The sequence below is a fragment of the Corynebacterium sp. CCUG 65737 genome (assembly GCF_024454115.1).
Classification (GTDB): domain Bacteria; phylum Actinomycetota; class Actinomycetes; order Mycobacteriales; family Mycobacteriaceae; genus Corynebacterium; species Corynebacterium genitalium.
Genome location: NZ_JAGPZB010000001.1, coordinates 154,192 through 167,679, shown reverse-complemented (window position 1 = coordinate 167,679; position 13,488 = coordinate 154,192). Strand labels below are relative to the sequence as shown.

Below are 13,488 nucleotides of genomic sequence, written 5' to 3'. Positions count from 1 at the left end.
CTTGCGGGTCGTGCGGGCGGGCTTGTTGGTCCCCTTTACCGTAGTCGACAGTGTGTGAGTCTGGCACAATAAGTGCGGTGAAATCCTTCGAGTGCGTTGTCGTCGGGGCCGGTCCCGCCGGTTCCGCCGCAGCGATCGCCGCGGTGCGCGCGGGCATGAGCACGTTGCTTATCGACGCTTCTTCCCGCCGCCGCGACAAAACCTGCGGCGACGGACTCACCCCACGGGCAGTCCACTCCTTGCGCACGCTGGGGCTCGAATCTGCACTGCCTGCCTACCGCAACAAGGGCCTGAAGTTGCACGGTTTCGGCGGCTCCGTCACCGCACCGTGGCCCAACGGCTCCTACGGCACCGAGGGGTCGGCATCTCCCCGCACGCTTTTCGACGCTTCCTTGGCCGACCTGGCCACCACCACCGGCGCCACCGTCCTCTACGACTGCCCCGTCACCGCCCTCGAGCACGGGGCGGAAGGCGAGATCACGGCAGTGGTCACCCCGAAGGGATCGTTCGGTGCTCGTTGGGTGGTGGTTGCCGATGGGGTGCGTTCGCCCGTCGGAAAGCTGCTGGGTAGGCAGTGGCACCGCGGCGAGGTGTACGGCATCGCCGCGCGCTCCTACTGCACCACCCCGTTTGCTGACGAGCCGTGGATGCACTCCCACGTCGAACTCCGCGACTCTCGCGGCGAGATTCAACCCGGCTACGGCTGGATCTTCCCGCTGGGATGCTCCGCGCCAAGCGGAAAGGGAGAAGCGAGAGGAACCGTGAACCTGGGCTGCGGGGCCCTGTCCACCGACACTCGGCCTGCCAAGGTGAACACCAAAAAGCTGCTCGTCGAATACGCCGACCAGGTCCGCGACGAGTGGCAGCTGGGTGAACCAAGCGACATCGCCTCGGCGCTCCTACCCATGGGCGGGGCCGTATCGAACGTCGCCGGGCCGAACTGGATGCTCATCGGCGACGCCGCAGCCTGCGTCAACCCCCTGAACGGTGAAGGAATCGACTACGGGTTGGAGACCGCCATCATGGCGGTCGACCTGCTCACCGAAGCAAGCGCGGGCTCACGCGACCGTGACCTGACATTGGTCTGGCCGCACGAACTGCGCCGCCGCTACGGCGAGGCCTTCGTGCTTGCTCGCACCGCTGCCCGTCTGCTCACCTACCCGCAGTTCCTGCCCCTGGCTGGGCCCATTGCGTTGCGAGGCCTCGGCGGCCGCTACCTCATGCCCGCCGCCGCCCGCCTGATGGGCAACCTCATCAGTGAAGAAGACAAGGACCTCGTCGCGCGGGCGTGGCGCGCGGCCGGGTCCGTCGTTTCAGCTTCAGCGATCCGCCGCGGCGCGCCGCTGTGGGATGCCCGCTAGGCTTTCTCAGCGTTTCTCAGCGTTTCTCAGCGCTTCTCAGCGCGGTGCAGCGCGACGATGCCGAAGGCGAGGTTCTTCCAGGTGGCACGCTCCCAGCCGGAAGCGTTGATGGCGCTGGCCAGCTGCTCCTGGGCAGGCCATGCCTTGATGGACTCTGCAAGGTACTCGTAGGCGGGGGCGTTGGAGGAGAACACCTTGCCCAGCAGCGGGATCATCCGCGGCAGGACAGTGCTGTAAATGGTGGAGAACACCGGGATGACGGGGGTAGAGAACTCGTTGACCACCAATCGGCCACCCGGCTTGGTCACACGCGCCATTTCGCGCAACCCGGCTTCGAAATCGTGCACGTTGCGTAGACCGTAGGAGATGGTCACAGCGTCGAAGCTCTCATCGGCGAACGGCAGGTGCATGGCGTCGCCAACGACCTTCGGCACGTTGCGGTGCGCGCCGGCGGCGAGCATGCCCTGGGAGAAGTCGCAGGCCACGCACCACGCACCGGACTTCGCCAGCTCTTCGGTGGACACTGCCGTGCCGGCGGCCAAGTCGAGCACCCGCTCGCCGGGCTTCAGGTCCAGCAGTTCGCGGGTGCGGCGGCGCCAGCGGCGGTCCAGGCCAGCTGTCATCACGGTGTTGGTGATGTCGTAGTTCTTGCCGACGTCATCGAACATCCCCGCCACATCGTGCGGGTTCTTCTCCAGGTTCGCCTTGGCCATAGGAAGACAGTCTACTTCGCCTTACTACGCCCGCCTTTGCGCCCCTTGTACGGGCTGGCGTCGATTGCTTGCTCGTAGTAGCCCAGGAGCTGGTCGCACAGCGCCGACCACGTCTTGTTCGCAACGGACTCGCGGGCGTTGCCGCTCATCTGCTCTAGGTTGTCGTCGGCGAGGATGGTCGCAGCGGCGGCGGGTAGGTCGCGTTCGAAGGTGGGGACGTCGAGAAGCTGGCCGTTGTAGCCGTCGACGATCGTGTCGATGGGCCCGCCCGCGCGCGGCCCGATCGTCGGCGTGCCGGAAGCCTGCGCCTCCTGCAGCGTCTGCCCGAAGGTCTCAAACTCGCCGGTGTGCACGAACAAATCCAACGATGCGTAGGCCGCCGCGAGCGCCTCCCCGCGCAGCTCACCGGTGAAAATCGCATTCGGCATGAGCTTGCCCAAGTCGCGTCGCTCCGGCCCGTCACCCACGATGACCAGCTGAATGCCTGGATCCCCGTGCAGGGCCGCAAGGCGCTCGACGCCCTTCTCCGACGCGAGGCGCCCCACGAAGCCGACGAATTTCTTCGTTCCCGTCGGGTCCCACTTCGCGCGCAGCTGCTCGCTGCGTTTCGACGGGTGGAACAGCACAGAGTCGACCCCGCGCCCCCACTTGTGCACGTTTTCAATGCCGTGCTTCTCAAGCTCCGCGATGGTCACTGACGACGGGGCGAGCGTCATCTGGGTCATGTTGTGCAGCCTGCGCGTCCACAGCCACGCCGCCTTCTCCAGGAAGCCGAGGTGGTACCGGGCGCTGAATCCCGCGACATCGGTTTGGAAGAGGGCGACGGCGGGGAGCTTTAAACGTCGACAAGCAATCGCTCCGACACCACCAAGCACGAACGGGCTGGCCAGATGCACCACGTCGGGCTGGAACTCTCGCAAAGTGTTCCACAGCGTCGTGTTCGGAATGCCCACCGGCAGTGAATCAACCAGCGGCACCATGATCGTGGGCACACGCACGACCGGGAAGCCGGCGTAGGACGGGACCTCCTCCTGGTTCGACCGCGCACCAGGAGCGATGACAATCGCCTCGTGGCCGTTCGCCTCCAAATGCTCCAGCACACGCAGGACGGAGTTGGTTACTCCGTTGACGTTGGGCAGGAAAGCTTCGGCAACAATGGCGACACGCATTGCACCATTATGTCTTTGGCCTGCTAACTGTTCGCGTCTTTCTCGGTAACGGCAGGTGAATTTTCACGCCGTCCCGCCCGCGACACGGCCAGCCATCCCGCCGCCGCGATGAGCGTGGACATGAGCGCCACCGATAGCGCCGGAATGATCGCAAGGGGCCACGAGCGGCCTTCCACCTTCACAATGTCCGGGTCCGACTTCGCGTACGTCACCCACACTTGCTGCCCCTCCCCCAGCCCCGAGGGGTAGAGCAGACCGTGGGGCGGGAAGTGCACGCGCCCGGTTTCGTCCAGGTACTCGACGGAGGTGCGCAACCACGTCACGCTGGTGACGGTGGCAATGCCGCGGCCGGGGTCGCGGGAAATGGTGGCATCGTTCATCACGGGCCCTGCGACCATGGCCACGCTGCCGAGCATCGCGCACAGGTATAGCGCGATGATCAGCTGGTGCAGGCGGCGCTGAATCACTTCTTCAGCTGCTCCGCCAAATCGCGCCTGGTCGCGCGCGTGGTCACGGCCTCAATCACAGTCACGGGCTCGTGCTTATCGACGCCATCGACCAGGCACTCCACCAATTCCTGCGTCGTCTCGGCCCGGCGGTACGCGACACCGTATGCGTCTGCGAGGGCGGCGATGTCAACGTCGTGAGGCGTGCCGAACGCCATCTCGAAGTTCTCGCGCAACGGTTCAGCACCGGGTTCGAGAGCCTCGAAGATCCCGCCGCCGTTGTCGTTGGCCACAACGATGGTGAGGTTGCTCGGACGCGGCTGCGGCAGGTCGTGGCTGCCGATGAGCAACCCGCCGATGTCGTGCAGGAAGGTCACGTCGCCGACGAGTGCGACCGTGCGCGGGGCGCGCAGCTCATCCGGGTGCAGTGCCTGCGTGGCCAGAGCAATGCCGACTGCCTGGGACACTGTGCCGTCGATGCCGGCAGCACCCCGGGCGGCGTAGGTGGACACGCCGTCGAAAGGCAGGCCGACCAAGCTGGCGTCGCGCACGGGGTTCGACGACCCGAGCACCAACGTGTCCCCCACCGCTAACGTGTCGCCCACCGCTGCGGCGGCATGCAGGCCGGTGAAACCGTATTGCTTGTCCTCGAGAGCGTCGCGGACTGTCTGGGCGCCGACGTCGCCAGCAGCCTCGCAAATCTTCAGCCACTGATCGGTCGGTTGCCCGGTGACATTCACTCTGCTGCCGCGGCGGGCAGGGTTGCCCGTGAACGTCTCCGTGCGCGACAACCCGATGACCTCAATGGTGTTGTCGGCCATGAGCGCCAGCACGTCGCGGTGCAGCGTTGGGTGGCCGACCACAATGACCTGGTCCGGCTTTGTCGACGCTGCGAAGTCCCCGCCGCCGTGGCTCACCGCCACCTCATCCTGGGTGAAGAAGCGCGCCGCCAAGGGGTGCACCTGATGGAACGGGGTCGGGGCGGTCGGCTCAGCAATGGTGGGCACGTGCTCAAGTCCGGGGACTTCCCAGGCCTCATCACCGGCAATGACCAGTGTGTTCAAAGTCAGGTCGACATCGACCGCGCCGTGGTCGACAAAACCTGCCCCGCCCTGCAGCCGCCCAGGGCCGACAACCCGGCGCGGCGTCCCCACCGGTTCCGCCAGCGCCTCCGGCACGAGCGGGGTGTCCAACGCGACATTGATATGCGCGGCGTTGCTGCCGTTCGCGGCCGTGTCTAGTTCGATCGGGTCCCCCACCGCGGCGACCTGCTGTGTGGCGGCATAGCGGCCGAAGATGCCCTGCTGCCAGATCGTCTGCGATGCGCCGGTGCCCACCAGCCGCTCCGGCCGGTCCGCACTGACCACGAGCAGCGGGGTGTGCGACATGTGCGCCTCGATGACGGCCGGGTAGCAGTTCGCCACCGCAGTTCCCGAGGTCATCACCACCGCCACCGGCCTGCGTTGCACACGCGCGAGGCCGAGGGCGAGGAAGGAGGCGGCGCGTTCGTCGATACGCGAGTGGACAGTGACGTCCCTGCGCGCCAGAAACGCGTACGCCAACGGCGAGTTGCGCGAACCCGGGCACAACACGACATCCGTGACATGCCCGGCGACCTCTTCCGCGACGTAATTCGCGACCGCAATTGCCTCTACTGCAGAATCCGCCATTACTGCCCCGACCCAAACAGATCGTCGAGGAAGCCCTGGATCTCGCTAACGACGCCTTCCGCCTCGTCTTGCAGCTCAGGCGGAATCTCAGTCGGAACCTCGGAGGGAAGGTCATCCGGCAGGTCAGACGGGATGGTCACCTGGGGATCACCGTCGGAGTTGCGGCCGAACAGGCCGTCGAGCAGACCCTCCGGGGTCGTCGTCACTGTCTCTGTCTCCGTGAGGGTCACCGGTGCCGGCGGCGGCTGGTTCGCACGGCCCTCCGCCCCGCGCCACAAGAAGAACAAGACAAGGGCTGCCAGGGCCAACAGCAACGCGGTGATGCCCATGGCGACGCCGCCGGCCCTGCCGCCGCGCTGCGGCTGCTCGTAGGGCTCGGGATCGCTGTAGGCCTGGCGGTCGCGCGGCGGGCGGTACGGCTGCTCGTAAGGTTCGGGATCGCCGTAGCCCTCGTAACCTTCATAGCCGCCGTATCCGTCGTAGCTGTCCTGCCCGCCGTACTGGGTGTGGCCGCCGTACTGCGTCTCCGGGTACGCAGCCTGGTAGGTCGTCTCATCCGGCATGTACTGCCGTGGCCCCTTCTCGCGGGGCTGGAACTGTGCAGTGCGGTCGTCGGCGCCGAGGAACTCGGTCTCATTATTCGAGCCGTCGCGGCGGGTCTGATCATCCATGGGCCACATCGTAGTCCCCCGGCGATCTGAGACCTACCGCGGTGAAGCGGCGGCCTACAGCACCAGGCCGAAGACAGGCACCGCCAGGAAGTAGGTAGCCAGGGTGATGATCACCACGGCGATGACGTTGAGCCAGATACCGCCCTTGATCATCTGCCCCATGGTGACGTAGCCGGAACTGTAGGCAATCGCGTTCGGCGGGGTGGCCACCGGAAGCATGAACGCGCATGTGGCGGACAGGGCGACCGGGATGGTCAGCAGCATGACGTTCATGTCCCCGCCCGATGTCAGGCCGATGCCGGTGGCGACACCGCCCATGATCGGCAAGAACGTCGCGGCCGTCGCCGTGTTGGAGGTCAGCTCCGTCAGCAGCAGGATGAGCACAGCCACTGCGGCGATGAGCAGGATGACCGGCAGACCTGCAAGAATCTTCGCCACTTCACCGACCCACAACGACAGGCCCGTCTTGGTGAACATCGCCGACAGCGACAGACCGCCGCCGAACAGCAGCAGCACATCCCAGGGGATGTCCTTGGCGGTCTCCCAATCCAGCAGGCGGATGCCGTTGAGCTTGCCCGGGATGGTGAACAGCAACAACCCGGCGATCATGCCCACGCTCGCATCGGTGTAGGGGAAGTCCCAGCCGAAGGTCTCCATCCCCAGCGGGATGAACACCCAGGCCAGCGCTGCAGACACGAAGATCACACCGGCGAGGATTTGGCCGGGGGTCCAGCGGCCGATCTTCTTCAATTCGTCGTCGATAAGCTCTTTGCCCCCGGGGATCTCGTCGATCTCGGGCTTGAACACATTGATCAGGATGACCCACGCAAGCAGCGTGAACAGCACCGCAATGGGCACACCGAACATCATCCACTTGCCAAAACCGATCTCGATACCGTGCGATTCCTTCATGTAGCCGGCCAGCAGCAGGTTCGGCGGCGTACCGATCAGCGTGCCCAGCGAGCCTGTCGACGCCGAGTACGCAATGCCCAGCATCAGCGCCGTGGCGAAGTTCTTCTGCTTGTCCATGCTGCCCAGCTGCTCCGCGGTGAGAGTGAGCACGGAAACACCGATCGGCAGCATGACCACGGCCGTGGCGGTGTTGGACACCCACATCGACAGGAAGCCGGTGGCCACCATGAAGCCCAGGATGATGCGCTTCGGGGACGTACCGATGAGCTTGACCACCCACAGCGCAAGCCGGCGGTGCAAGTTCCACCGTTGCAGACCCAGCGCAATCATGAATCCGCCCATGAACAGGAAGATCGTGTCGGACGCGTACGGGGCGCTGACTTCCTTGAACTCGGCGACGCCCATGATCGGGAAGATGGCCAACGGAATCAGCGCAGTGGCGGCGAGCGGGATCGCCTCCGTCATCCACCACACCGCCATCCACACCGCGACTGCAGCCACGATGCGCATTGCCTGCGCGGAGTACTCTTTCTCAGCGTCAGCACCGGCGGACCGGGCTACGGTGTCAGCGGCGCCGTCCGGGAACAACAGGTAGATGACCACTGCCGCCGCAAGCCCGACAAACAAGCCGATGACCTGGCGGCGCCAGTCCTTGCGTTCCGGCGCGGTGGCGATGTCGCCTTCCGCGAACTGAGTGGAATCGTGAGTTATCGCTGTTGCTGGCATGAATCAAACATATGCCATACAGCGCCTCAGACGATAAAACCACCAGTCTTTTCTTATCGACGACGCCCGCAAACCCGCCACCCTATCCGCATCCGGCGCGAACAACTCTGTCGGATTGATACTGATGCGCCCCTCCACGATGGGGAATGGGTCAGCGACATCCTCAATGAACAGCCGTTGCGTGGCCAGCCCCGCCGCCTGCGAGCCCACCGCCGCCGCGGCAACGAGCCCGGCGTGAATCCCCACCGCAGTGTCCAGGGCAGAGGCCACCGTGATCCGCAGGTCTAGGTCGCGGGCGATCCGCGTGAGGTTGCGCACCCCGCCGAGTGGTGCGACCTTGCACACCGCCGTATCCGCTGCCGCCAGCTTGACCACGCGGTACGGGTCCGCCACCTTCCGAATCGACTCATCCGCCGCAATCGGCGTGCTCACTTTGCGGCGGACTTCTGCGAGCTCCTCCGCGGTGCGGCACGGCTGCTCGATGTATTCCAAATACCCGCCGCGCGCGGTTCCGGTCGAGCCATCCGACGCGCTTTTCCCAGGCGGGAGGATCTCTTCGAAAGCCCGCGCGGCGGCGATCGCTTCCTGCACGGTCCAGGCGCCGTTGGCGTCGACACGCAGCACGGCATCGGGGCGCAGCTCGTGGACGGCTCGAAGACGCGCGACATCGTCCGCGAGCGCCTGCCCAGGCTCAGCGACTTTGATTTTGAACGTGCGCACGCCTTCGAAGCGGGCGAGGACGTCAGGCACCTCGTCGGGTGTCACCGCGGGAATGGTGCCGTTGACCTCCACTTCGCTAGGGCCACCCAAACCCTGGTATCCCTCGTAGGCGGCTTCGAGCCCGGCGCGCAGCCAGGCCGCCGCTTCCTCGTCGCTGTACTCGAGGAAGGGGGAGAACTCGCCCCAGCCTGCGGGGCCGTCGATAAGCAGGGCTTCGCGCGTGGTGATGCCGCGGAACCGCACCGCCATCGGCAGGGAGACGACGTGGGCGCGATCGAGAATGTCGTCAGGATCCGGCAGAAAACTATTCCCAAGCACCGATTTCGTCTTCCGGCAGTGGTTCGAAGAAACTGTCGGGGACTTCGTAGTCAACGAACCCCAACTGATACCGCTCATCCTGACCGTTCTCAGTCATGGCAGCACCTTCCTGCTATGGCCCATATTCATGGCTAACTGTACCCGGGATCCGCGGGCCGTTTGGTCAGCACGAGCGCGACGGGTCCGCTCGGACGGTCAGTGCGGTTCGCTGATGCGCAACCACCGTTCGGGGCCGCCGCCACGCACGACGAGCATGCGCCGCCCACGCACGACGACCCGATCTCCTTCAGCGTGAGCCGGCCGACGCGTTGCAAGTGGTGCACGACTGCGTCGACAGTGCTGGGGCTCAGGCCGGTCTTGGTGCGGATCTCCGCGCGGGACCGCGCTCCCCCACGGATCGCAGTGACAACTGCTCCCATCGGGCGCTGGCTGCCCGCGGGTGCCGCGGGCGCTTGTGGCTGGTTTGCTCTCCTAAAGATTCCCATCATCGCCTCTATCTAGAGCACCAAGCTCAGGCCCTGGAAGGTGGCCACGGCGAGCAGCCAGGCGAGTGCTAACTGGCCGACGAGGCCGATCGCGGTCCACTTCCATCCGATCTCGCGACGTTGCGCGGCCAACGTGGCCACGCACGGGGTGTAGGCGAGCAGGAAGATCATGTAGGCCCACACGGCAGCCAGGGTGTTGCCGCCGGAGGTCTCCTCGAAGTCCGCGCGCACGGCCTGGGCGAGCGGGGATGTGCCCTGTTCTTCGGGGGCGGCGTCGGTGACGTCCTCAAGGTCGTAGGTCTGAGCCCACGTGGCGATGAGAGCCTCTTTGGCCAGGAAGCCGGTGACCAGCGGGCCGGTGAGCGACCACGAGTCGAAACCGGCAGGCTCGAACACCGGCGCCATCGAGTCAGCGACGACACCGTAGAGGGAGTCCTGCGGTGCCAAGTCTTCATCGCCCCAGCTGTGCCCCGGCGCAGCGGGGGTAGACAGGAGGAACCAGATCACCACGACCGTGGCCACGATGATCCCGCCCGCGGTCTGCAGGAAGCCTTTCAGGCGGCTCCACATCACCGAGAAGCTCAAGCGCGCTGTGGGCCATTGGTAGACGGGCAGATCGATGACCAGCGGGTCGGACCCCATCGTGCGCCACAACGTCGTGCGCAGCAGCAGTCCGGAGAGCACCACCAGCGCGATCGAGATGACGTACATGGCGAAGACGACCAATCCGGCGTTGTCCGGGAAGAAGGTCTGCGCCAGCATCACGTAGACCGTCAGACGTGCCGAGCAGGAGGTGAGCGGCACCAGTAGCACGGTCAACCTGCGCTGTTCCGGGGTGGCCAAAACGCGCGTGGCCGAGATCGCTGGCACATTGCAGCCAAAACCCACGATGAGCGGGATGAACGCTTTGCCCGGCAACCCGATTGCCCGCATGAGCCGGTCGGCCACGACCGCTGCCCGGGCCATGTAGCCGGAGTCCTCCAGCACCGCCAAGCAGAGGAACATCAACGCCATCAAAGGCACGAAGGTCAGGACCATGCCGACGCCGTTAATGATGCCGTCGACAAGCAAGCCCTCCACGAACGGGTACCCAAGCCCGACCGCGGCAAGCCCGGCGCGCGCCCAATCGGAGCACGGGCCCAGCACGAAGTCCTCGAGCAGGCTTTGCAGCGGCGCCGCCACCGTCGTGGTGATTTGGAAGACAGCGAACCGCCTAAAACTAACTCCAAGCTCTACGATGGCGCCATGACCTACACCACAGACCAGCCCTTCGACCCGTCGCAGTGGCGCAGCGTCGGGGAGTTCACCGACATCACCTACCACCGCCACGTGGGCGAAGGCCGCGAGAACGGCATCGTCCGCATCGCGTTCAACCGCCCCGAGGTACGCAATGCGTTCCGTCCGCACACTGTCGACGAGCTGTACCGCGCACTCGACCACGCGCGCCGCGACCCGTCCGTAGGAGTGGTGTTGCTCACCGGTAACGGGCCGTCGCCGAAGGACGGCGGCTGGGCGTTCTGCTCCGGCGGCGACCAGCGCATCCGCGGCCGCAGCGGCTACCAGTACGGCGACGACGACAACCAGGTGGACACCGCGCGCGTCAAGGCCGAGGGCGGGCGGTTGCACATTCTCGAGGTCCAGCGCCTCATCCGCACGATGCCGAAAGTGGTCATCGCGGTGGTGGGCGGCTGGGCAGCCGGCGGCGGGCACTCGCTGCACGTTGTGTGCGACATGACCATCGCCTCGCGCGAGGAAGCCCGCTTCAAACAGACCGATGCCGACGTGGGCTCCTTCGACGGCGGATACGGCTCCGCCTACCTGGCAAAACAGGTCGGGCAGAAATTCGCGCGCGAGATCTTCTTCCTCGGCAGGGAGTACTCCGCTGAGGACATGCACCGCATGGGCGCAGTCAACATCGTGTCGCCACACGGTTCGCTCGAAGACGACGCCATCCAGGTCGCCCGCGAAATCAACGGCAAGTCGCCCCAAGCACAGCGGATGCTCAAGTTCGCATTCAATTTGCTTGACGACGGCCTCATGGGCCAACAGGTCTTCGCCGGCGAAGCCACCCGCCTGGCCTACATGACCGACGAAGCCGTGGAAGGCCGCGACTCCTTCCTACAAAAGCGCCCACCGAACTGGGAAGACTTCCCCTTCTACTACTAGCGCCGCGCCGAGCGGTTGCCGGTGAGCTGCCACCGGGCCGCGACCCAGCTGCCCGCCGCGAGCGCTACGCCGAGAACCGCCGCGGCGGCATACCGCACCGGCGTCGTCGCGGTGTACGGCCATGCCTGCGGGGCAAGGATCCACAGTGGCGTCTCGGCAAGCACGTCCCCGCCGATGGTGACACCGAAGATGGTCCATACGATCGTCAGTGCGAGCGTCCACGCCACCCCGAACCGGGCCGTGACGAACAGGGCGAACAGCACCATCGCCGTGCCGACGAGAAGCGCGAGCACACCGCCGCCGGCTGGCGTGCCGGTGAGCACCGCAAGAAGCGCAACCAGCGCGACGACCGCCACGCACCAGGTGCACAGCGCGCTTCGCACGCGCGGATGCTCGATCTGCATGAGCGCCCACGCAGGATGCAGCCGCGGCCAGACCAGCGCAGGCAGCACGCCCGTGCCGACCGGGAGGATGAGGAACGTGAACACTCCCTGGCGGACATCCGGGGAGTAGCGCACCGCGGCAAGCATCACCAGCCCCGTGAGCGCGAGGCATGCGTAGACGGCTGGCGTCGCCGCCGCCCGGTGAACGCCGATGAGAGCCGAGCCGGGCTTCGCCGGGCGCGCGACGGCAGGTCCCGCAGCCTCGATCGGAGTGCTGACTGCGTGCACCGTCTTCTTCCGGGGCCGTGCGCGGCGGACAGGAATGAGAACTGCGCACACAGCCCCCACCGCCGCGAGCAGTAGGCACAGAGCGAGCGCCGCCCACGGTGCCTCGCCGTGCATCGGCGAGTCCGGTTCGAGAGGAAGCGCGTTGAACTGCAGCCCCATCGTCGGCAAGACAAGGCGTAGCGGCCACGCGCCCGGATTGAGCCACCACCAGTCGCGCTCGACGAAGTAGCCGAGCCCGATCTGCCACACCACCGCTACAACGAGCGTGGGCAGCAGGCCGACGCGCCGCGTCAACCCCGCTGCCAGCCCCGCCGGGCCGAGCGCACCGATCCACACGAAGAACCCGACGAGCAGCACCACGCCCGCCCGGTCAAGACCGAGCAGAGAAGCGACCGCAGCCGTGACACCGAAGTCCAGCAGGAAGAACACGCCGAGGGCAGCCCACACGAACGCCAGGCGCGCTGCGCGGGTCGCCAGAGGTGAGACAGGCCGCCACGCGGTGCCGCCATTGCGAGCGTCGCGCTCGCGGTTCTCCGCTGTGCCGGCAAACAATGCGGCCAGCGGTGCGGCCATCCCCGTGACCAATAACGCCTGCCAGCTCAACAGGTCTGTTGCGGCCTGAATAGCGCCGGCAAACCCGAACAGCGTCAGCACGCCCCCGAGCAGCAGGCCCGACAGGGCGAGCCACCACAGGACCGACCCGCGCGACCGGATCGCCTCGGCGCGAAAGTACCTCGCCGTTGTCATTGCGCGACTCCGCGGGTCAGGTGGAAGAAGGACTCCTCCAGGTTCGGGCCCAGCTCGCGCAGTTCGCCAGCGAAGCGAACGGTGCCTCCGGCGATGACGGTGGCGTCGTCGGCAAGGTGGAGGACTTCGCCGAGCTGGTGGGAGCTGACCAGCACTGTCCGCCCGGAACGCGCGTAGTCGCGCAGGTAGGTGCGTAGGTGGGCGATGCCTTCGGGGTCGAGGCCGTTTTGCGGCTCGTCAAGCACGAGCACCGGCGGTTCGCCGAGCAGTGCCTGGGCAAGCGCGAGGCGGCCTTTCATGCCGGTGGAGAACGTCGAGGCACGCTTCTTCCCCGCCCCCGCAAGACCGACAAGCTCGAGCACCCGGTCCGCTTCCGAGTCTGGCAGACCGAGCAGCGTCGTGTGCACGCGGAGGTTATTGCGCGCGCTCAGGTGACCGTAGAAGGCAGGGTCATTGATCGACGCGCCGACGTTGCGCAGCAGCGTCCGGTCGAACGGCTGCCCCATGAGCGTGACGGCGCCCGCATCGGGCGCGATCAGCCCGAGCATGACGGACATGAGGGTGGATTTACCGGCACCGTTGGGTCCGAGCAGCGCGTGCACGCGCCCGGGCTGGGTGGTCAGGGTCACGCCGTCCAGGACGCGCTGTGCGCCGAACGACACGGAAACATCGCTACATCCGAGGTGAGTCATGCGGTCATTGTGGCGCGCGGC

At 66.4% G+C, this 13,488-nt stretch carries 12 protein-coding genes and 1 pseudogene; 2 read left to right on the top strand and 11 right to left on the bottom strand.

What is annotated here, in order from left to right; all coding sequences use genetic code 11:
• Positions 1-77: 77 nt before the first annotated feature.
• Positions 78-1,361, top strand: a complete 1,284-nt coding sequence (locus KBX17_RS00860; RefSeq protein WP_370687575.1) for a geranylgeranyl reductase family protein — start codon at positions 78-80, stop codon at positions 1,359-1,361.
• Between the two features lie 26 nt (positions 1,362-1,387).
• Here the strand turns inward: KBX17_RS00860 and KBX17_RS00855 are convergent, their stop codons facing one another.
• The 9 genes and pseudogenes from KBX17_RS00855 to KBX17_RS00815 form a co-directional block, all read right to left on the bottom strand.
• Positions 1,388-2,074, bottom strand: a complete 687-nt coding sequence (locus KBX17_RS00855) for a demethylmenaquinone methyltransferase (RefSeq protein ID WP_256018097.1) — start codon at positions 2,072-2,074, stop codon at positions 1,388-1,390.
• A gap of 11 nt (positions 2,075-2,085) precedes the next feature.
• Positions 2,086-3,243 carry a glycosyltransferase family 1 protein gene (locus tag KBX17_RS00850; RefSeq protein WP_256002218.1) on the bottom strand — a complete coding sequence of 386 codons (1,158 nt, stop codon included), beginning with the start codon at positions 3,241-3,243 and terminating at the stop codon, positions 2,086-2,088.
• Positions 3,244-3,266: 23 nt separating this feature from the next.
• Positions 3,267-3,710, bottom strand: coding sequence for a DUF3592 domain-containing protein (locus KBX17_RS00845; RefSeq protein WP_005286845.1), 444 nt, complete (start codon positions 3,708-3,710; stop codon positions 3,267-3,269).
• Positions 3,707-5,359 carry a 2-succinyl-5-enolpyruvyl-6-hydroxy-3-cyclohexene-1-carboxylic-acid synthase gene (menD, locus tag KBX17_RS00840; RefSeq protein ID WP_256002216.1) on the bottom strand — a complete coding sequence of 551 codons (1,653 nt, stop codon included), beginning with the start codon at positions 5,357-5,359 and terminating at the stop codon, positions 3,707-3,709. Before menD ends, KBX17_RS00845 begins: the two co-directional genes overlap by 4 nt.
• Positions 5,359-6,030, bottom strand: a complete 672-nt coding sequence (locus tag KBX17_RS00835) for a hypothetical protein (protein ID WP_040423427.1) — start codon at positions 6,028-6,030, stop codon at positions 5,359-5,361. The genes menD and KBX17_RS00835 overlap by 1 nt, the downstream gene beginning before the upstream one ends.
• Positions 6,031-6,084: 54 nt before the next feature.
• Positions 6,085-7,668, bottom strand: coding sequence for a DASS family sodium-coupled anion symporter (locus KBX17_RS00830; protein ID WP_005286854.1), 1,584 nt, complete (start codon positions 7,666-7,668; stop codon positions 6,085-6,087).
• A gap of 3 nt (positions 7,669-7,671) precedes the next feature.
• Complete coding sequence (locus KBX17_RS00825; protein WP_256018095.1) at positions 7,672-8,706, bottom strand: o-succinylbenzoate synthase; 1,035 nt, start codon at positions 8,704-8,706, stop codon at positions 7,672-7,674.
• A gap of 131 nt (positions 8,707-8,837) precedes the next feature.
• Positions 8,838-9,125 (bottom strand): FeoC-like transcriptional regulator, encoded by a 288-nt coding sequence (locus KBX17_RS00820; RefSeq protein ID WP_256018093.1) that lies wholly within the window; start codon positions 9,123-9,125, stop codon positions 8,838-8,840.
• A 78-nt stretch (positions 9,126-9,203) separates the two neighbouring features.
• A pseudogene (locus tag KBX17_RS00815) lies at positions 9,204-10,397 on the bottom strand (nucleoside recognition domain-containing protein); the annotation flags it as partial.
• 39 nt (positions 10,398-10,436) lie between these two features.
• On the opposite strand from KBX17_RS00815, the gene KBX17_RS00810 reads away from it, so the two are divergent.
• Positions 10,437-11,357: a 1,4-dihydroxy-2-naphthoyl-CoA synthase gene (locus KBX17_RS00810; protein WP_256002211.1), complete on the top strand. Its 921-nt coding sequence runs from the start codon at positions 10,437-10,439 to the stop codon at positions 11,355-11,357.
• Here the strand turns inward: KBX17_RS00810 and KBX17_RS00805 are convergent.
• Positions 11,354-12,775 (bottom strand): hypothetical protein, encoded by a 1,422-nt coding sequence (locus KBX17_RS00805; RefSeq protein ID WP_256002210.1) that lies wholly within the window; start codon positions 12,773-12,775, stop codon positions 11,354-11,356. The genes KBX17_RS00810 and KBX17_RS00805 overlap by 4 nt on opposite strands.
• Positions 12,772-13,467 carry an ATP-binding cassette domain-containing protein gene (locus KBX17_RS00800; protein WP_256002208.1) on the bottom strand — a complete coding sequence of 232 codons (696 nt, stop codon included), beginning with the start codon at positions 13,465-13,467 and terminating at the stop codon, positions 12,772-12,774. Before KBX17_RS00800 ends, KBX17_RS00805 begins: the two co-directional genes overlap by 4 nt.
• Positions 13,468-13,488 lie beyond the last annotated feature (21 nt).